At 49.0% G+C, this 19979-nt stretch carries 15 protein-coding genes and 1 pseudogene; 7 read left to right on the top strand and 9 right to left on the bottom strand.

Annotated elements, in window-relative coordinates; all coding sequences use genetic code 11:
- Positions 1-23 precede the first annotated feature (23 nt).
- Together alr and ACY2RQ_RS11225 are read left to right on the top strand one after the other, a co-directional pair.
- Positions 24-1142, top strand: coding sequence for an alanine racemase (alr, locus tag ACY2RQ_RS11230; RefSeq protein ID WP_490113066.1), 1119 nt, complete (start codon positions 24-26; stop codon positions 1140-1142).
- A gap of 22 nt (positions 1143-1164) precedes the next feature.
- Entirely contained in the window at positions 1165-1989 is an 825-nt protein-coding gene (locus ACY2RQ_RS11225; RefSeq protein ID WP_490113065.1) for an SDR family oxidoreductase, read from the top strand.
- Between the two features lie 10 nt (positions 1990-1999).
- On the opposite strand, the gene ACY2RQ_RS11220 is transcribed toward ACY2RQ_RS11225, so the two are convergent.
- The 6 genes from ACY2RQ_RS11220 to ACY2RQ_RS11195 all read right to left on the bottom strand — a co-directional run bounded on the left by ACY2RQ_RS11220 (position 2000) and on the right by ACY2RQ_RS11195 (position 9987).
- Positions 2000-4396, bottom strand: coding sequence for a TonB-dependent receptor (locus tag ACY2RQ_RS11220; RefSeq protein WP_490113064.1), 2397 nt, complete (start codon positions 4394-4396; stop codon positions 2000-2002).
- 120 nt (positions 4397-4516) lie between these two features.
- Positions 4517-6475, bottom strand: coding sequence for an iron ABC transporter permease (locus tag ACY2RQ_RS11215; RefSeq protein WP_490113063.1), 1959 nt, complete (start codon positions 6473-6475; stop codon positions 4517-4519).
- Positions 6472-7404 (bottom strand): ABC transporter substrate-binding protein, encoded by a 933-nt coding sequence (locus ACY2RQ_RS11210; RefSeq protein WP_490113062.1) that lies wholly within the window; start codon positions 7402-7404, stop codon positions 6472-6474. The genes ACY2RQ_RS11215 and ACY2RQ_RS11210 overlap by 4 nt, the downstream gene beginning before the upstream one ends.
- Positions 7401-8252, bottom strand: coding sequence for an ABC transporter ATP-binding protein (locus ACY2RQ_RS11205; protein ID WP_490113061.1), 852 nt, complete (start codon positions 8250-8252; stop codon positions 7401-7403). Before ACY2RQ_RS11205 ends, ACY2RQ_RS11210 begins: the two co-directional genes overlap by 4 nt.
- 72 nt (positions 8253-8324) lie before the next feature.
- The gene (locus ACY2RQ_RS11200; RefSeq protein ID WP_490113060.1) at positions 8325-8705 is read right to left on the bottom strand and encodes a hypothetical protein; all 381 of its coding nucleotides are present in this window, start codon (positions 8703-8705) and stop codon (positions 8325-8327) included.
- Positions 8706-8736: 31 nt separating this feature from the next.
- On the bottom strand, positions 8737-9987 hold the full coding sequence (locus ACY2RQ_RS11195) for an MFS transporter (protein ID WP_490113059.1): 1251 nt from the start codon (positions 9985-9987) through the stop codon (positions 8737-8739).
- A gap of 192 nt (positions 9988-10179) precedes the next feature.
- Here ACY2RQ_RS11195 and ACY2RQ_RS11190 point away from each other — a divergent pair, with 192 nt between their 5' ends.
- Genes ACY2RQ_RS11190 through ACY2RQ_RS11175 form a run of 4 tightly spaced genes read left to right on the top strand, consistent with a single transcriptional unit; the run spans position 10180 to position 16090 of the window.
- The gene (locus tag ACY2RQ_RS11190) at positions 10180-11940 is read left to right on the top strand and encodes an IucA/IucC family protein (RefSeq protein WP_490113058.1); all 1761 of its coding nucleotides are present in this window, start codon (positions 10180-10182) and stop codon (positions 11938-11940) included.
- A 21-nt stretch (positions 11941-11961) separates the two neighbouring features.
- The gene (locus tag ACY2RQ_RS11185) at positions 11962-12999 is read left to right on the top strand and encodes a GNAT family N-acetyltransferase (protein WP_490113057.1); all 1038 of its coding nucleotides are present in this window, start codon (positions 11962-11964) and stop codon (positions 12997-12999) included.
- The gene (locus tag ACY2RQ_RS11180; protein WP_490113056.1) at positions 12996-14768 is read left to right on the top strand and encodes an IucA/IucC family protein; all 1773 of its coding nucleotides are present in this window, start codon (positions 12996-12998) and stop codon (positions 14766-14768) included. The genes ACY2RQ_RS11185 and ACY2RQ_RS11180 overlap by 4 nt, the downstream gene beginning before the upstream one ends.
- Complete coding sequence (locus ACY2RQ_RS11175) at positions 14765-16090, top strand: lysine N(6)-hydroxylase/L-ornithine N(5)-oxygenase family protein (protein WP_490113055.1); 1326 nt, start codon at positions 14765-14767, stop codon at positions 16088-16090. Before ACY2RQ_RS11180 ends, ACY2RQ_RS11175 begins: the two co-directional genes overlap by 4 nt.
- Before the next feature lie 37 nt (positions 16091-16127).
- Here the strand turns inward: ACY2RQ_RS11175 and ACY2RQ_RS11170 are convergent, their stop codons facing one another.
- Both ACY2RQ_RS11170 and ACY2RQ_RS11165 read right to left on the bottom strand, forming a co-directional pair.
- Positions 16128-17585, bottom strand: coding sequence for an oligopeptide:H+ symporter (locus tag ACY2RQ_RS11170; protein ID WP_490113054.1), 1458 nt, complete (start codon positions 17583-17585; stop codon positions 16128-16130).
- 310 nt (positions 17586-17895) lie between these two features.
- Positions 17896-18099: pseudogene (locus ACY2RQ_RS11165) on the bottom strand (ATP-binding cassette domain-containing protein); the annotation flags it as partial.
- Positions 18100-18463: 364 nt separating this feature from the next.
- Between ACY2RQ_RS11165 and pfkA the strand changes: the two are divergent.
- Positions 18464-19462 (top strand): 6-phosphofructokinase, encoded by a 999-nt coding sequence (gene pfkA, locus ACY2RQ_RS11160; protein WP_490113053.1) that lies wholly within the window; start codon positions 18464-18466, stop codon positions 19460-19462.
- Positions 19463-19530: 68 nt separating this feature from the next.
- On the opposite strand, the gene ACY2RQ_RS11155 is transcribed toward pfkA, so the two are convergent.
- Positions 19531-19881, bottom strand: a complete 351-nt coding sequence (locus tag ACY2RQ_RS11155; RefSeq protein WP_490113052.1) for a DUF2956 domain-containing protein — start codon at positions 19879-19881, stop codon at positions 19531-19533.
- Positions 19882-19979 lie beyond the last annotated feature (98 nt).

Here is a 19979-nt window from a genome sequence, read left to right as displayed (position 1 = left end):
CACTCACCGGAGTCACCTCTAAGATGAGCCGCCCAGCCAAGGCTACGATAGACCTCTCTGCACTGCGCCACAATCTCGCTCTGGCACGCAACCTGACCGGAAGCAGGATAATTGGAGTAGTTAAGGCAAATGCCTATGGGCACGGCTCAATTCCCATTGCCCAGGTACTGGAAGAAGAGAAGGTCGACAGCCTTGCCGTCGCCTGTATAGAGGAAGCCATTGTACTCCGGGAAGCCGGTATTCAATCCCCGATACTTTTGCTCGAAGGTTTTTACGGCAAGGATGAACTGCCGATTATGGAGCGCTACCGGCTGTCTGCCGTTGTTCAGCAGATGGAGCAGGTCGAAATTCTAAAGAAATGGCAGGGGCAGCCCCTGGATATCTGGCTGAAAATTGATACAGGCATGCACCGGATAGGGTTTATGCCACAAGAATTCCCCGATGCCTATACCACACTCAGCCAGTGCCACGGCGTAAACCGCATTGTCTTTATGACCCATTTCTCCAGTGCCGACGAAACAGACAACAACCGAACACTGGAGCAGATCGCCCTGTTTAACAACTCCACCCAAAACATGAACCAGGAAATCTGCCAGTGTAATTCCGCCGGCATCCTAAACTGGCCAGCGGCCCACGGTGACTGGGTTCGCCCGGGACTGATGCTGTACGGTTCCTCTCCTTTTACCGAACCACACGAGCAGGCTGCAAAGCTACGGCCAGTAATGGAACTCACTTCACAAGTCTTTGCCATTCGCAATCTGGAAGCGGGCATGCCCATAGGTTACAACAGTACATTTATTACAGATCGTCCTATGAAGGTGGGTGTGGTGGCCATAGGTTATGCCGATGGTTACCCTCGCCACGCCCCCAGCGGAACTCCGGTACTGGTGAATGGCCAGCGCAGCCGTATTCTTGGCCGTATCTCCATGGATATGTTGAGCGTCGATCTCAACCATATTCCCAACGCGCAGTTAGGCGACACTGTGACTCTTTGGGGAAAGAACCTTCCAGCGACAGAAGTCGCGCACCATGCCGGAACAATTTCCTATGAAATATTCTGCAATATAAAGCGGGTGCCTGTGCACTATATTGGAAAAACTGCGGAGGCCACCTCTCCGTCAGAACTCTCCACCACCATGTAAAACAATAACAACAGGTCTTGCCATGCAGAAAATCGTTCTGATCACCGGCTGCTCAACAGGCATTGGCCGTGCTCTCGCCCTGGCTTTTCATCAGGAAAATTATACCGTATGGGCAACGGCCAGAAAGATCGAAGCACTTTCCGAGCTGTCTGAACAGGGCATCAACACCGCCACCCTGGATGTCACTTCAGCTGAACAGAGAGAAGCTGTCGTTCAGCAGATTCTCCAGAAACACCGTCGGATAGATATTCTGATCAACAATGCCGGCTACGGTGCCATGGGTCCGATGGCGGAAAGCCCGGAAGAAACATTAAAAAGACAGTTTGATACCAACACTTTTGCTCCTGTCGCGTTAGCACAGCAGCTGGTACCGGCAATGGTGAAACAAGGCAGTGGCCTTATTATTAATATCACCAGCGTGTCGGGCATTCTGACGACACCCTTCTCTGGTATATACTGTGCGTCCAAAGCCGCACTCAGCACTATGACAGAAGCTCTGCGAATGGAACTGCAACCTTTGGGTATTGGTGTGATCGATGTACAGCCAGGAGCAATTCGCTCCAGTTTTGGCGATAACGCCTCTAAAACCCTGGATATTCTACCTGAGAAATCTCTCTACCAGTCTATTAACAGCGCACTGCAGGCCCGGGCCAAAGCTTCCCAGAACAATCCTTCTCCGGCTGAAGGATTGGCAGATGCCATTGTAAAAGCTGTAGAAAGCGGAAAATATCCACAGATTCTGCGTTACGGCAATGGCAGCTCAGCATTCCCATTTATGGCCCGCTGGCTGCCAAGAAAGCTGGTACACCGGTTACTTCAGAAGAAGTTCCGGCTACACCAGCTATAAACAACATTTATTAATACTCAACCCGATAGCTGAGGGTGTAAGCACGCCCTTCAGCCTTAGCTGCGCTCAGACCATCATAGGTCTGGCGAGCCCACTGGCTGTAAACTGTCTGGTAATCACGGTTTAACAGATTAGTAATACCACCTTTAATAGTGCCCACAGGCAGATCGTAAGATGCCAACAGATCAAAGGTTGTATAACCTTTGATCTTGCGATCACTCACTTTTTTGGTGGTAGCGCTGAAATTCTTGCCCTTGTTGTAATCTGCGAAACTGGTGGCCTGTAGACGCACACTCATGCCTTCCTCTTCATAAGTCAGGTGCGCTGTGGTTTTTGCGGGAGAAATATCAGCGGCCTGCAAGTCAAGCCATTTGCGGATTTCCTTGTAGTAACTACGCCCTTCTGTGAACGCATAGCTTCCACCCATACTCCAGTTATCAGTCAGGAAGTAATCACCGGATGCTTCAATACCATAGACTTTCTTTTTCTGGTTCAACAGGTCAACACTAAAGTTCTGAGCAAACGCGATGGTCTTATCAGATTCGTTATAGAACGCGGTAACTGCTGAGTTAAATCCAGCGAAGTTACCACGCCAACCCAGTTCATAGTTCTTGATCTTGATAGCATCAAGATTCACTTTTCCCAGATTTGTTGGAGTGCTACCTGGAATAAGTCTGGGGTTCAACGCATGCAATCTGGCTAAAACACTTTTATCAGAAAATGCGTTTCTCAGTATCCGGGAAGCATCTGGTACCTCAAAACCTTCTGAGTAATTCGCAAAAACTTCCTGCTCTTCGGTTAAGCGATAGACAACACCAGCATTAAACATATTGGTCTTGTACTTTTTATGTCCTCCTTTCAGGGGGGTAAATACCTTGGGAAGTGGTGCTCCGCCCAAAGCTGGTGCAAAGGGAGTCTGGCTATAAACAGGAATAAAGAAAGTTTCTGCAATGGGGTTGTAGTCGCTGATATCCAGTTTTGTACGTTCATGCCTTACTCCGGCATTCACGGTCAAGTCTTCCAGTACATCGTATGAGCCCTGCACAAATGCGCCAAAGGTTTTCGCTGTAACATCAGGACCATAGTGATATTTAGCTCCCTGTGGCTTCAACTCTTTGCCATTGCTGTTGGTGAAAGCAACACCATCAAAGCCCTGAGCCAGCTGCTTGCCTTTATCTACATCGTAATCAGCACCATAGGAGATTTTGAATGTATCTGTAATATCAGAACTCAGAACCAGTTTCAGACCATAAACCTGAGCCTTGGACGTGGATTGATTAATAACCACATCATTCTTAACAGAGTCGCTAAGTTTATTATAAATTGCTGGGATAGACGCAGCTGGAATACCTCTATCAAGCAAAGTTTTCGCTATTAATTTGCCCACACCATCAACAGCCCCACGGAAATCATATGCATACGGGTAGTAACGTGCTTCACGCTCACGGTAATAAGCCTGAGCTATCAGATTTTGTCCGAAGAAGTCCGCATCCTTAAAAGCTAAACTAAAGCTATTCCGGTTTGTAAAAGGCTGGGTACTAAGATTCAAGCCTTTTACCGGCGGCTGTATGGGAGCATTTCTATTCCCCAGAAATGACAAGTTATCTCCATAGTTCGGGCGATAGTCCGTATCCATCTTATCCCGGAAAACCTGAATATCCGCTTCCAGACGCTGACCTTCATTAAATTCATAACCCAGCTTGATCAAAGCATCTTTGGTCTTGCTGTCCATACGGCTGACCTGGGAAGGATCAGGATTTACCCGCTTACCGTCGGCATCAAAAATACCGTTCCGCTTTTCAAAAGTGCCACTTACCAAAAAGTCGAAGCCACCCTGACGACCATTAATGCTCTGGTTCAGAGTGTAAGAACCCAGTCGTCCATCAGAAATCTTGATACCAGCTTCAGAAGCGAAGTTAATACCTTCTTTCGGAGTCTTGGTAATAATATTGATAATACCGCCTGTCGCTCCGCCCCCGTAAATTGCGCTGGCACCGGATACTACTTCAATACGTTCGATATTTTCCGGGCGAATAGAGTTCAGTTGACGGCTGATCTGCCTGTTATCCTGCTGGGAAATACCATCAATCAGAATCAACGCTCTCCGCCCACGCAGACTCTGGGTTCTGTCAGTGGCCGTCTGGGTACTCGGTCCCATACCGGCAACCAGTTTTTCCAGGGCATCGGACAGCTTCAGGCCAGGCTGAATCTGTTCCCGCAGGGAAGCACCATCAATCACCTGAACCGTTCCGGAAATAGAAGAGATATTCTCTTCAGCACGGGTAGCGGTAACAATCACATGTTCCAGCTTTACTGTGTCAGCAACCTTAGACTGAGCGGCTTGTACCTGCCCAGACAGAGCCATACCCACAGCCAGAGCCAGTGGCGTAATCTTGTGTGTGTTCATTGAACCTTATCCTTATTATGATTTAGTGCTTATCATTCTCAATAATTCCCTGTAGTTATTTCGCTCTGCTTCCTGCAGAACTGGTTCAGGCAGTGCATTTAATGATTTTTTATTAGAAAGTCAGCGTCGTCGAATATACTTTCCAGTGAGCAGAAGTGTGATGAAGTAAAAACCTCCAACACACGACACCACCAGGCCAGCTGGTAATTCGAAGGGGAACAGAAGAGTCCGGGAAAGCCAATCACCAATCATCAGAAGCAATGCTCCGGTTATGGCAGAGGCCGGTATTAAGTAACGATGACTGGTCAGCCCGATAACCCTGCAAATATGCGGAGCCATAAGACCAACAAAAGAGATTCCACCCACAACGGATACGGTCAGGGAACAGGCAATGGCAATTGCCCCCATCAGCGTCACCATTATCGGTAACTGTTGTACTCCAAGCAGGCCAGCCCAAGTCTGACCAAGGCTTAACAAATCAAGTTTCCGCCAGAAAATAATGGAAACAGCTAACAACACAGCTGCAGAAATACCCAAGGCCAGAGCACTGCCAAGATTGCTGTGATAGGTCGAACCACTAAGCCAAACCAAAACCTCTGTGGACTGGTTACTGCCCAGCACCAGAACAATATTAATTAAAGTTCCGGCCAGGGCTGACAGGCATAACCCTGTTAAAGCAAACAGCTGGGGCTGAAAACCGGTAAAACGGCCAATAACAAACAGCAGAAGCAGTGCTACGCAGCTGCCAAACAGAGTCACACCCACTAGCTGCAAAGACGATATTCCCGGAATCAGTACAACACCAAGAACGGCGAATAAAACTCCTGTCGTGGTTAAACCGGAAACATCCGGGCTTGCCAGGGGGTTCTTTAAAAGAGTCTGCAGAATCAGGCCAGAAATACCGAGGATAACGCCAGAGAAAGCCGCGACCGCAACCCGTGGCATTCTTAACTCCAACCACTGAAGCCAATCAGTTCCCCCTAAAGCGATAAAGAGAATCACACAAGTCAGAGCAGTCAGAAAAATAAGAACAGGGAACGCAGAGAGCTTTAACAACGGCTGAATTCCGGTTTCCCCCGGAGCAGGAAGCTGACCCAACCCTCTGGTTTTTCTGGTCAGCATATAAATCATAAACGGCGCGCCAATCACTGTTGTCATGGCCCCGGCGGGCAGGCTGTAATCTGTTCCCGATACCAGTCGGGCCAGAATATCTGCACTAAGCAGCATTACTGCACCAATCAATGCAGCAGCGGGAATACGTGAACGGGTATTTTGAAAACCAAGAATTCTGGCGATAGACGGCGCAATCAGTCCGACAAAACTGATCATTCCCAATTCACTCACCACCATAGACGACAGAAGCAACGCTACAACCAAAGAACCATTAACAATCAGGCTGACATTAACCCCAAGCCCTTTTGCCATGGTTTCGCCCAGTTCAACCAGATCAAGAGCCCGACCCAGCATCCAGCTGACAACCGCGAGAGCCAAAAGAACCGGCCATACTCGATTTACTCCGGACATATCATGCTGAGCCAGGTTACCGGCACCCCAGGCATACAAGCCTTCCAGGCTGTTTTCCCAGAACATCATTAATCCAGCACTGATGGCTCCTAAAGCCAGAGTCATTGCCATGCCCACCAGCACAAGATTGACCGGGGAATCACTGATCATCCGCGCCAGTTTCAGTACCAGAAATGTCGTCAGCAAGGCTCCTGCAAATGCCACAACAATAGCGTAGCCAGCCATAAACTCAGGTAACACAACTATGCCGATTATCGTTGCGAGCAATGCTCCGGCATTGACTCCAAGGGTTGCAGGGCTGGCAAAACTGTTTCGAGTCGCCTGTTGAATCAGAACACCGGCAATCCCCAGCCCGGCTCCACAGAGCAGGGCCATAAGGGTTCTGGGCACCAGTAATGTATTCAGCACCAGCTGTTCGATGGAGTTTTCCTCGCTCCAGAACAAACTCAGGCTAAGGGTATAGGGGCTGACTTTCAGGGAAGCCACTGCCATCACAATGGTGACAAGCAATAATAACTGAGGAGTAAACGGAGAAAGAGCTTTTTGCTGGATCAAGAGTCCGCTCCTTCCATTAGCTTATCCACAAAAGCTTCAGCCATTCGCTGTGCAGATAACGGCCCCCCATAATTCCAAAGTCGCGGTACTCGATAAATACGCCCTTCCTTTACCGCCGGCAGATTTTTCCACACCGGAGATTCAACTATTGTGCGGGCTTCGTCTTTTATATCTCCCACAATTATCAGACTGGCATCACCAATCAATGGCAACTGCAGCAAATCAATATGGGAGAAATCACGGCCGGGCAGGGTTCGTGTCCAGGCATTCTCAAGGTTCAGCTGTTCCAGCACAGCTCCAACCAGAGAGCCTTCGCCATACACTCTCAGGCCAAGCCCCATACCTACAAACTTACCCACAAGAATTTTCTTTCCGCTGAGCCCCGCTTGTTCAACTTCTGCCCGGGCCTCTGACAGCACCTGCTTTAATTCTGCCAACTGAGCTTCCGCAACCTTTTCTTTATTCACTAAAGCGGCAACAGAACGGTAATTATCCTGCATACGGGCAAAGTAATTACGGGGATCTTCAGGTGTTGGGTATTGCCGGTACAGCGCCGTAGGAGCAATCTCCTGCAAACGCTTATACAAACGACCATGTCGCCAGTTATAACCAAGAATCAGGTCGGGTTTTAACGCCCACAGGGCTTCCATCGCCGGTTCTGCCCTGTGGCCCAACTCTGTTACACCATCCGGCAAAGGAGGGTTATCAGACTGCCAGTAACGGTAACCTTTAGCAGTTGTAAGGCCTGCAGGAGTTATGCCCAGAGTCAGCAGAAACTCTGCCTGGGTCCAGTTCAGTGCTGCTATACGCACAGGTGTTTCTTTCAGAGATACAGTGCCATAGTCGTGAGTATATTCTTCAGAAATGCCTTCCTTTGCCCAAAAGGAGGCTGTCAGCATCATTAATGCCATAACGACTACGCGATTCATGCGACCTCTTTCCTTCCTGCACTCTTCCCGATAGTTGTTACTTTACTCTCACCAATCAGTTCACTTTCAAGCAGGGGAGCCCAGATTTTTTGTCCGCTTGATTCAATATTGGCCTGTCGCGCCTCTACGCCAAATACGGATTTGAGCAAATCACCATCGACAACATCAGCAGCAACACCCTGACGAACCAGCCCACCATTTTTCAGCACAACCAGCTGATCACTGTACTGGGCAGCCTGATTCAAATCGTGAAGAACCCAGATAACAGTGACGCCTTTTTCCCGGTTCAGGGTTTGAACAATCTCTACCAGCTTCAGTTGGTGGGAAATATCCAGCCAGGATGTTGGTTCATCCAACAGAAGAATTCTGGTTTCCTGCGCCAGAGCCACCGCCAGCCAGGCTCGTTGCCGTTCTCCGCCGGAAAGGTGATTCACATCCCGGTCTGCCAGCTGTTCAAGACCCGTTCTCGCAATCGCCTCATTAATGGCACGAATATCATTAGCTTTTAATCGACCAAAAGATCCCACCCAGGGAAACCGTCCACAGGCAACGAGCTCTCTGACAGATACTCCCATCGGGGTTGGAGAATGCTGGGGAAGCATGGCCAGCTCACGGGATAAAGCTTTACGGCTCCAGCTTTGAAGGGACTTATCTCCAATGGAGAGCAGGCCAGCAGAAGGAGGTTCCAGGCCAGCCAGCAATTTCAGCAGCGTACTTTTCCCTGAACCATTGGGGCCGACAATCCCGGTAATCTGCCCCTCAAGAATAACCAGATCAAGGTTATTCAGTATCCTGCATTCCTCTGTATCATAAGACACATGTTTGAGGACAAACGACGCCTTTTCCATATACGGCCCGGGAGAGGAATTATTTTAGATTGCAAATGATAATGATTACTATTTATGAATTCAATACAATGATTAGAATTCGCTCATAATCCGATCTATCCACGCTCTTGCTTCTTCAACAGTTGTTGTTGCCATCATCGGGAAAGGCATTGCCTGTTGCATTTTTTCGCCGGCGACCCGTTCCCCATGCTCATCACTATCCACAAGTCGAGCAATACCGGCGCAATGCTTTGCCAGAACAGCCCGCCTATCTTTAAACCACAGCCCCAGCTCTCTGCGGGCTTCGGGAGAAAACTGACTGTTAGGCCGGGCATAAATCAACATGCTGAATACCTGTTCCCTGTCTAACAGCTCATCAACATCATTCATCCATTGTCGTGCTTCTTCATCGCTGGCCGGATTGACAAATTCCACTTCAACAACAGGCCAGCCTTCCATTCGAATAGCGTTCACACTCACTCCAGATACAGCGTTATTCTTTTATTTAACTATTTGTTATTTGAGAACCCGATAACGGAACACCAGATTCATCATCAATAACCAGCATCACAACCAGAAACACCAGCAGCGCTAGCAACCCTGCTCCCAGCACGACATGACTCGCCCCCAGTGTCATCGTGATACCCGCTATCAGTCCTCCGATACTGTAGCCAGCGGTATGCATCATGCTCAGTAATCCGGTAATCCGCCCTTTTCGGCTCATTCCCTGGCTAACTGCCAACGCGGTGTAAGCAGGCGTAACCAGAGCGACTGCAACCGCCGACAGTATTAATCCTGCGACTATTCCCCATAAATGCCCGGAGAGGGTTAAAGCGGTACAACCAGCCAGTAACAGGGCTGATCCTGAGCGCATCATCAGAACATAAGATGCGGGAGAAAAGCGGCTATACAGCAGGTGAACAACAAGAGAGATGACGGACAACACCATCAACAACCAGGATAGTAGCTCTGTGGCATCGGCAGCCGAAAGAGTCAGCCGCTCCTGCAACAAAGGTCCAATGCTAAATTGCAGGACACCAAACACACCGGTCACCAACAGAGCAATACAAAACATCCAGCCAGCAGATGTCCACAAAGTCAAAAGAGGTGCCTGTTTCTCTTGCCCTTTATCCGACATTCGAGCAGTTATGTTTGCAGTATTTTTACCTCTCCACATCATCGCCAGACAGACCAAAGGCAGCCCTGTCAGGCAAACCAGAAAAACTTCTACTCCCCAACTGATCGCGACAAAGCCGGCAACAGGCCCGACTAAGCGCCCTATATTGACAGCGGCCGATGCCTGGCTTAACGCCTTCAAGTGATTATCCGGTGATACAGATTCCATCAGGCATACCTGAACAGAGGGGTACAATCCACCCCCAAACAATCCATACAGAATTCTGGAAACAAAAATCAAAATCAGGCCGATGGTGGCTTCCAGGCTTCCCTGACTGACCATAATAACAACAACAGCAAACAAGCCATGACTCGCAACCATAGCCAGCAGGGACAAACGAATAACTGTTAACCTTCCAATCTGGTCTCCCAGATTTCCCCAGAATGGCGCTGATACAAACACCATGGCCATCCCTGTGGACAATGCCGCTGTCAGTGACGCGTAACTGAACCCTGTCGTTTGTACCAGCAAGGGCAAACTGGCCAGCATAGCTACCTGTCCAGCGCCTTGCAGTACAACGGAAAACAGCATTCCCCTGAAAGTCATACGATGCAGTCGGTCTTCGTATTTATTTTTCATCCATCACCGCCTTTGATGTACGGCACAGGTTACGACCAACCCTGCACAAGCCACACTTCTGCAAACACATTTCTTAAGAAATGTTGAAATCATGAACGATAACTGCACATAATGTAAATGATAACAATTATCATTTACAAAAACACGAATAATTTTCACTTTCCCTGGATAGCCAAACACCAAGGAGTACCTGTGCAGTCGCGTCCCTCATTCGCTGCAGAACAACTGGCAATAAACTGTTTTTTCAATGCCCTGCTCAGGGAGTGGCAGGGATGGAAATGGGTTTATACTGCCGGGAAAGAGGCCATTGAAATCCCCCTGAATGGGCAGCATGGCTGTCTGGTCTTGAACCTGAAACATCGTGGCTATGCCGGGCGCCATCAGTTCTCTCGGCCACTCTGGCAACAACTGCCAGACGGTTCACTCCTCAGAATATCTTTCTCTGACGCTGTAGAACTGGTAACCATCAATCTTTCTAAAGAAAAGAATCTCTCTAAACAGGAGATTCACTCTTTTCTGGAAAGGGTCACCAACAGCCTGCACAACACCCATCAGGCTCTGGAGGCTCGTTCTACAGAGCTTGTTCAGATTTACCATCAACCGACGCACTTCTCTGAATCTGAACAGGCGCTGTTGTCCGGTCACTCTGTACACCCGGTTCCCAAAAGCAGAACCGGGATGAACCCTCAGGATACTTATCTGTACTCTCCTGAATTTAACCAGAGTTTTTCTCTGCACTGGTTTGCTGTGAAAAATGAACATTTCGCCGCAGATAGCGTCTACTCACTACGCTGTAACGAAATCACACGACAACTGATCGATGAAGACCCTCTCCTTAGTTCTGAGTTTCTGGCACAGATACCAGAGGAGTTCTCCGTATTTCCTGCCCATCCCTGGCAAGCTTGCCAATGGGGAAAACAACCTGAAATCATCGGGCTTATCCACAAAGGGGAAATAATTGATTTTGGGCAGGCAGGCTCCCCCTGGAGAGCGACATCTTCCATGCGTTCCATTTACGCAGCACACTCTTCATGGATGCTGAAATTCTCTCTCAGCGTAAAGTTAACCAACTCTGTACGACACCTGTTACCCAAAGAAGTTGAGCGGGGAAAAGAGATTTATCAAGTGCTGCATTCATCCGCGCCGGGACAGGAATTCAAGGCACGTTACCCTTTCTTCAGCGTGCTTGGAGAGCCAGCACATGGAGCCATCCGAGGACAGGGTGGTTCCACCCTGCCTGAGACCATGTTTATTGCCAGGGAAAACCCTTTTCCACAAGGACAGGATGACCATATAGAGCTGCTGGCAACCCTGACCCAGGACAACCCCAACGGACACTGCCGTCTGATTAACAGGATTCGCTCTCTCTCAATCAGCGAACAGCGCCCTTTTGAAGCCTGCGCCCGGGAGTGGTTCAGAAAATTCCTGAAAATTACAGCTGAACCCTTGCTCATTGCCCAGGCAGACTACGGCCTGTTGTTTGGTGCCCACCAGCAAAACCTCTTGCTGGATATGGCCACCGGGTATCCCACCGCCTCGTTCTTCCGAGATTGCCAGGGCACCGGCTTCAGCCCTGTCGCGCAAAAACTGCTGGGGGATGACTTCCCTGCACAACAGGAATATACCGAGCATCGAGTTGAACAGGAGACGGGGAACCGCCTGTTTACTTACTACCTGCTGATCAACTCTATTTTCGGCGTTGTAGGTGCAATTTCTTCTTCCGGGGAAATTAATGAACAACCCCTGCTGACCGAGCTGCGCGACTTTTTGGAAAGGCTGCGCTCAGGCCCACGTCAAGACACCAGCTGCCTCGACTATATGCTTGACAGTGATGTCTTGCTCTCAAAAGGTAATTTTTTCTGCTGCCTGCAGGCCCTGAACGAAAACACCCTGAATAACCCTCTGGGGATTTATCACCCCCTGAATAACCCTCTTTACACCAATAACAGCTAATAAATACCTTAAGGACATACCATGCGCGCCCATGTTGAAGTGACTGTTCCTGTTGCCAGGTCAACGCCGGTAACAATCGGTCTGCTGGCTTCATCAACCTTTGAAACCTCCTGCGAGTCGGGTTCCCTGATAGTTAATGTCAGGGAAAGTGAATCACCGGAAAGTCTTTTTCTTGATCTTGATGAAAAAAGTACGCAGCCATCCATGGCCACTTCTCTGCACCTTGCGGCTCTGGCTGATTATCTGTTCTCCCGGTCCGATGACCTGGAAGTGATCGCCCTGTCTTCTGCCCTTGTCCAACACCTGAGCAGGTTCTGTGAACATGACGCACTTATCACAGAAACAAAGCCCAATAACAGCGGAACTCTGGAGCGTCCGGCGTTTTACCAGAACGGACTGTTATGGCACTGGCGAGGCACCCGTAATACCGCTAACGAAGTATGGCGCACCAACGATAAAGGTATCCGTCATCCTCTGCGTGCCCACCAGCCTGATGGCCTGCTCTATCAGCGTTATGACTTCAAAAGTGATGTGCTGATCAGTTTTGAAAGCCTTGACCCAGACAAACATCTAAACCTGTTCCATGACTGGATGAACCAGCCCCGTGTTTCTGAATTCTGGGAATTGGATAAAAGCAAAACAGAGCTACGGGAATATATTCAAAAACAGCGGGAAGATAACCACAGCTGGCCGGTACTAATGAGCTTTAATGGCGAACCCTTCGGTTATCTGGAATTCTACTGGGTTGCAGAAAACCGCCTGGCACCTTATTACGATTCCACGCCCTGGGACAGGGGCAGCCACCTGCTTGTGGGCAACCGCAAATACCTTGGCTCCCGCTTTTCCCGGGCCTGGACCTTTGCCCTCACCCACTTCCTCTATCTGGATGATCCCCGCACCCGGACTCTATCGGGCGAACCCAGGGCTGATAACAAAATGGTACTCAAACTGCTAAAGCCAGCGAGCTGGTACTTTGTAAAAGAGTTCGACTTCCCCCACAAACGTGCGGCCCTGGTTCACTGCGACAGGCAGACTTTCTTCCGTGAGGTGCGCCTGTGATACCAGCAAGTCTCGATAAAACTCTTTGGGAAAGAGCCAACAGGCTCCTGCTAGCCAAATCCGTCAGCGAGCTAAGCTGGGAAGAGCTTCTCTCTCCCGAAGATAAGGGTGATAGCAACTGGCAGATAACTCTGCAAAGCGGTGTCGTGTACCAATTCAAAGGCTGGATAAATATCTGGCAGCAGCCGGTTATTGAGCCAAGCAGTATTCAGCGGATTCCAGCAACAGACAACATCTGTGTGCGCCAGTTTTATATTGATGCCTGGGCAGATCTGGGTATGTCCGCCGCCACACTGTCTAATTTTCTGGATGAACTCTCCAGCACTTTGATGGCCGACTACCAAATACTGGCCTCGCGCCAGTATCCAGCAGAGGAACTTGTGCAGATGGATGATGACCATCTACAGGCTTTTCTCGATGGGCACCCTAAGATCGCCTCCAGCAAAGGACGAATGGGCTGGGGACTGGACGATTTTCATAATTATGCCACCGAAGGCGCGCCAGATATCCAACTGGTCTGGCTGGCCCTGAGCCGTCAGCACGTGAAGCTGGCTCTTTCTCCGGATTATTCCGAAAACGACCTGTTAACATCAGTTCTAAAGGAGGATGAACAAAGGAAGATTCAAGCCCTGCTAGTGGAGAAGGGGGTAAGTCTTGATGATTATCTGGTCATTCCCTCCCACCCCTGGCAGTGGTTTAACAAGCTGGCTTCACATTTTGCCAATGAACTAGCCACTGGACATATTATTTACCTGGGTACATTTGGCGATGCCATGCGCCCTTTGCAATCCCTGCGAACGCTGTCCAACAGTCAGCATCCGGAACAGTTTCATATCAAACTGCCCTTAACCATTCTGAATACCTCCTGCTACCGGGGCATTCCAGGGCAATTTATTACGGCGGGACCAGTTGTATCGAAATGGCTGGCAGGTATTGCCAGCAACGACGATATTCTGGCCTCTCGTCGCGCAATTATTCTGCAAGAACCTGCCGGCGCATTTTATCCACACCCCCTCTATGAACAGATTAGCGACAGCCCATATCGTTTCCGGGAAATGCTTGGGTGCATCTGGCGACAAAGTGTTGCCAGCTATCTGGAAGAAGATGAACGCTCTCTACTGATGTCTGCCCTTTTTCAGAAGGACAACGCAGGCAACCCTCTTATCAGCGAATATATCCGTCTCTCAGGGCTGAGCACGGAAGAGTGGCTGCACAGGCTGTTTGATACTGTTGTTATTCCGCTTTATCACCTTCTTTGCCGCTATGGTGTTGGGCTTGTGGCTCATGGCCAAAACATCACTCTGATTCTTAAAAACTGGGTACCGGCACGGGTAGCGCTAAAGGACTTTCAGGGCGACCTGAGACTGACCGAATCCCACTTTCCGGAGCAAGAAGGTTTGCCTGCTGACACAAGAGACATCCTTGGACGAATACCAGACCACTACCTTGTACATGATCTGCTGACCGGCCACTTTGTGACGGTGCTTCGTTTCATTTCCACCGTACTGGCTGAACAAGAGTTCACAGAAACACGCTTCTACCAGATTTTGAGAAATGTCTTAACGGTTTATATGGAAGAAAACCCTGCCCTGCAGCCCCGTTTTAGAACATTTGATTTACTCAAATCTGAAATTGAGCGCATATGCCTGCACCGGGTACGTTTTGAACAGGGCTACGGCGACAGCACTTCCCGACCACTGCCTACCCTTGGGACACCTCTTTCCAATCCTTTGAACAGCTCTCTCAAACCAGGGAAAACCCAGCCATGAACCTTTCAGAGACACATGTTAACCTGGCAGGCATTGGTGCCGGCCCGTTTAACCTCAGCCTTGCCGCACTTCTCAGCGGTATACCCAGCCACTCTTCTGTATTTTGTGACAGCAAGGAAGAGTTTAGCTGGCACCCCGGGCTAATGCTGCCGGGAGCCAAAATGCAGACATCCTGCCTGAAAGACCTGGTGACCCCCGTCTGCCCGACGAGCCCATGGTCGTTTATGAATTTTCTGGTTTCTACCGGTCGCTTCTACGACTTTATGTCTCTGGAATCTTTTGTTATCAGCCGACAGGAATTTACAGCTTATATGTCCTGGGTAGCCGGACAGCTACCAAACCTCTCTTTTAATACTCCCATACGGGAAGTAAGTTTTGAGAAAAACCAGTTTGTGCTGCATACCGATAATAGTCGTATAACAGCTGACAACATCTGCCTTGGCTCCGGTAAAAAGCCCCATATTCCTGCATGCGCACAATCGCATTTGGGAGACACCTGCTTCCATGCAGCCACTCTCAACAGCAACACTCCGTCTTTGAAGGGAAAGAAAATCGCGGTTATTGGCGGCGGGCAGACAGGCGCTGAAGTCTTTATGAACAGCCTGAACGGCCTGTGGGGAGAAACGACAGAGATTGTCTGGATATCAAGACGCTCCAACTTTGCACCACTGGACGAAAGCCCGTTCACCAACCAGTTCTTTACACCCGACTATGTGAAAGCATTCCATCAACTGCCTCAATCACAGAAAAAGCCGATCACAGACCGCCAGAAACTGGCCAGTGATGGTATTACGCCGGCTTATCTCTCTTATATGTATGAAGAGCTATATCACCGTTCCTATATTGAGCCCGGCTCTTCACCGAACACACCTTCACCTCAATGGACGATGAAGCCTGACTGCACCCTCACAGGTATGGAATGCATCGATGGCAAATACATGCTTCAGCTGAATGATGCCTTCCACCAGGAAGATACCTTTGTTGACGCGGACTATGTTGTACTCTGCACCGGGTTTGAATATGTTCTGCCTTCATATCTGGAGAGTCTCGAGCCTTTTCTGCAACTTACGGACGATAACCGCTGCCACCTGGATGCCAACTTCCGTGTACAGTGGAATGGCCCCGATAACAGGCGCATCTACGCAGTAAACGCCGGACTCCACAGCCACGGCATTGCCGAACCCCAGCTCAGTCTGAATGCCTGGCGTGCTGCAACAATTATTAATGATGTGCTCGGCTATGAGTATTTCAATCTGAATACCTCCAGCGCCCTGCTTTCCTGGAATAAACCGGAAGCTCCACAGCGACTTCAGGTGGCATAATCACTCCCGCGGCAGAAAACAACAGGCCCGTTTTCTGTCACGCTTCCTGACAGTCCATCATCCACCGGTTCATCAAGGGCACCAGAAGCATAAAGAAAAACGCAATCACCAGTGTCACTAAACCAATCTGCCAGAATACATTCCGATAAATCATCAAAGTCTCTGAAGGTGGAGCCGTTAGTCTGTGGCCGGGCACAGCCGTTAATACTGCGACATAACTTCCGAGCAACGCGGCCCCTGCCAAAGTAAACTGCCAAATGCCCATAACAAACCCTTGTAGATGAAAGGGTATTAATCGGGCTATCATCGCCAGCCCCAGGCTACTGATCAACAGTTCACTGACAGCTCCCAGAAAATACATTCCAACCAGCCATCCTGACGAAACCAGATTATCGCTACCGGCGGTATAGGTGCTGCCTGAAAGTAACAAAAAACCAAGTCCATAGGCCACCAGTCCCAATACAAATTTGGCAGGCAGACTTAAATCCCTTCCCTGAGCCCCATAATGCTCATAAAATCTGGCAAGAACAGGACTCAAAATAATTATCCAGAAAGGATTAAGAGCCTGAAAACTTACGGGGTTAATATAGTTCCCTGCAATATTTGTATCCACATTATGAATCGCAAAGAAGTTAATAGATGTCGGCATCTGAATATAAAGAGTAAAAAAAACGGTGGCTTCCAGCATCAGGATCAGGGTCACAAACATCTGTCGTCGTTTATTTCCTTTCATCAGTGAGGCGTGCCTCAAATAGTTAGCAACAACAGCAAAAGCAACAATAATCAGGAACACTTGGGCATAAAACTGATAATGTAAAATCCAGCTACATAAACCGATCAGAACCAGTGTACTGACTACGGAAAAAATCAGCTTACCTGTCGTCAGTGGTTTTTTATCCGCCTCAGAGCCTATTCCCCGCACCGTAGCCCGCATCGCGAAAAATGTCACCAGGGCGATGATCATTCCAATGCCAGACAACATGAAGGCATTGGACCAGCCAAATTGATGGGCCACAACAGGAACCAGATACATAGCCGGTAAGCTACCCAGGTTTATGGACATGTAATAGAAGGTGAAAGCACTGTCGAGACGGGGGTCTTCACTCTTGTAGCATTTTGCCAAAAGACTTGCCGGATTGGCTTTAAACAGGGCGTTTCCTGCAACAACAGCGGCCAGAGAACAAAACACCAGGGTTTTATTCCCCTCCGCCAGCATCATTCCAAAGTAGCCACTGGACAACACAGCTATCCCCAGCACCATAGTGGCTTTTATCCCCAACACTTTGTCTCCAAGATAACCTCCCCAGGAGTTCATGCCGTACAGCAGCGCGTTAAAAACTCCAAAGACCAGAAATGCTTCGGAATCCTCCATTCCCAGCTTTTTTACCAGATAAACCGCCAGTACCGCCTGAAGCCCATAGAAGCCAAAACGCTCCCAGAACTCGATCATGGATATCAGATAAAACGGGCGTGGATGATGCACAAGCAATGACATCGGACATATCCTGATCGACGGGATGAATGCGGTATATAGCCCACAACAGCCTGCCGCACCTGCTTGAGCTGAAAAGAGAGGTGTTATTGGTCCCTGCCCTGCAACAAAACTGGAAATCACCAGATCATCCAACGACAAAGTAACCGACAAAAGCCATGCGGATTCCACAACGGCAGCAGTACAGCCACATGCAGTATCGACTGTCACTTACTCGAAGCACGGGCCATGGGATAACCAGGAATCAGTTACAATTTTCTCCGGGTGGGTTCACCATAAGACAAGTGACACCTGCATTTTCTAGAATCTCCACAACCTTAAGCTGCATCACGCCAAAAGCCACGTTCTGTTCAACAGTCATATGGGGGAACAGGGCATAAGACTGGAACATCCTATTGATAGAACGCTCATAGGGCTGCGGACCGATAATATCCTGCCCGTCCAGCATAATCCTTCCTTCACGGGGCTTTTCCTAGCCCGCCAGAATACGCAGAAGCGTAGCTTTTCCTGAGCAGGAGAAATATAACCGGGATGTAATAAAGAGAGCGAAGGAGAGCAGAAAAGAAAGTCCCTGCGCAGATAGTGGGACTGAATCAGTTAAGGGTACCCATCCTTGGGTTATACGGCCCTGTGCGCAAATCATCCTTGATGAAAAAATACTAACGAAACCTGATTTCCTAAAGAAGAAGAGAGTGTCTTTATTTATTGTAAGAAATCTCCTACATAATTGATTTTTCCAAGTGTCAGGTCATTCAAAACGAGTTACTGTACAGAAACCAGTAGCCAGGTCGATGATTGCTGTAGCTGCAGTCATCAATTGTAATTGTGCGATGCTTGGCTGCTTGCTGCTTATTGTGCAACGCAGGTAAAAATACAACTCTATGTGGACAACACAAATGGGAAAAAACCTGAACCATATTGGCGTACTGACCTCTGGTGGCGATGCTCCGGGAATGAACGCTGCCATACGCGCCGTCGTCCGGGCCTGTACCCATTACAAGATTAAGTCCAGTGGCTTTCGTGAAGGCTATCAGGGCCTGATTGATGATCTGATTCAACCCATGGATGCCCGCACCGTTGCCCACATAATCAACCGTGGCGGCACTATGCTGAAATCAGCTCGCTGCCAAGGCTTCAAAAGCCGGGAAGGTCGCAGGAAAGCCTTTGATAACCTGAAGAAAAATAGTATTGATGCACTGGTTGTTATTGGAGGAGATGGTTCTTTTACCGGTGCCAATATTTTCTCCACAGAGTTTGATATTCCTGTTGTCGGTATTCCCGGAACCATTGATAACGATATATACGGCACTGACTTTACCATTGGCTATGACACCGCTCTCAACACTGTTGTAGAGGCCATGGATAAAATCAGGGACACAGCCACTTCCCATAACCGCCTGTTCTTTATTGAGTGTATGGGCCGGGACTCCGGCTTCATCGCTCTGAATGCGGGCATTGCCGGTGGCGCAACCGATATCCTTATCCCTGAAGACGACAAGGGCATTATGGATATTGTGGACAAGCTAAAAAGCAGCCGGGCTTCCAACAAGACATCAAATATTATCCTTGTTGCTGAAGGCGACCAACTAGGTGATACTTTCAAGCTGGCAAGGGATACTGAAAAACTTTTGCCCGATTATGATATTCGAGTGTCTGTACTCGGCCATATACAGCGTGGCGGCAACCCTACCTGTGCAGACAGAGTGTTAGGAAGCAGACTGGGTGTCGCAGCTGTCGAACAGCTGATGACAGGTCACAATGGCGTTATGGTGGGCATGCGTAACAACACAATCACAACAGCCACTCTCGATGACGCTATCAGCCGTAAGCCTGGTATCAACAGAAACCTGATGCATATCGCAGATATTGTTTCTCTGTAATCCGGTATTCCGGGCAATAAAAAAGGGTCACTTTTCAGTGCCCTTTTTTTATTAAATACTGTTATCAATCAGATGTTCTGCTGTACCAAGTAGGCAATAAATCCAATCCAGCTGAGTCCAAGTAGAATCCACGGTAGCATGTTTGCAGACTGGAAATGTGTCTCTGAAGATTCAGGTTCCTGGATCTCATCCAGCTGTTGCGCCTTCTGTGCTTTCTTTTTCTGTTGTTTATCCAGTTCCCGCAGTTTGGCTTTATGTTGCTTCTTATAAAGCTCGATACCTTTCTGAATACCCTGGGCAACCAGGCGGGTCTGCTCTTTGGTCTGGCCCGGCTTCTGTATAGACTTGGCGACATTCATGGCCTCTTCCTGGGTTTTGGAAGAGTTAGCTTTCTGCTTTCTATTCTGACTTCCTGACACCGGCCTGCTCCATCGCTGTTCGACCAGATTGAAAAGGACTGAATATAGAAAACCCCAGCCGACTCATTCATTGAATATGCCGACTGGGGTTCTTATTA

Source organism: Parendozoicomonas sp. 209JJ7-1, assembly GCF_058147085.1.
The sequence above is the reverse complement of the archived record's forward strand: the minus strand, read 5'-3'. Positions and strand labels throughout refer to the sequence as shown.

Bases quoted from the DNA above. Each gene is read 5' to 3' on its own strand.
- ACY2RQ_RS11205 (WP_490113061.1), bottom strand. From the start codon at position 8,252: ATGGAAAAGGCGTCGTTTGTCCTCAAACATGTGTCTTATGATACAGAG.
- ACY2RQ_RS11195 (WP_490113059.1), bottom strand. From the start codon at position 9,987: ATGAAAAATAAATACGAAGACCGACTGCATCGTATGACTTTCAGGGGA.
- ACY2RQ_RS11225 (WP_490113065.1), top strand. From the start codon at position 1,165: ATGCAGAAAATCGTTCTGATCACCGGCTGCTCAACAGGCATTGGCCGT.
- ACY2RQ_RS11185 (WP_490113057.1), top strand. From the start codon at position 11,962: ATGCGCGCCCATGTTGAAGTGACTGTTCCTGTTGCCAGGTCAACGCCG.
- ACY2RQ_RS11170 (WP_490113054.1), bottom strand. From the start codon at position 17,585: ATGTCATTGCTTGTGCATCATCCACGCCCGTTTTATCTGATATCCATG.
- ACY2RQ_RS11220 (WP_490113064.1), bottom strand. From the start codon at position 4,396: ATGAACACACACAAGATTACGCCACTGGCTCTGGCTGTGGGTATGGCT.
- ACY2RQ_RS11210 (WP_490113062.1), bottom strand. From the start codon at position 7,404: ATGAATCGCGTAGTCGTTATGGCATTAATGATGCTGACAGCCTCCTTT.
- alr (WP_490113066.1), top strand. From the start codon at position 24: ATGAGCCGCCCAGCCAAGGCTACGATAGACCTCTCTGCACTGCGCCAC.
- pfkA (WP_490113053.1), top strand. From the start codon at position 18,464: ATGTGGACAACACAAATGGGAAAAAACCTGAACCATATTGGCGTACTG.
- ACY2RQ_RS11175 (WP_490113055.1), top strand. From the start codon at position 14,765: ATGAACCTTTCAGAGACACATGTTAACCTGGCAGGCATTGGTGCCGGC.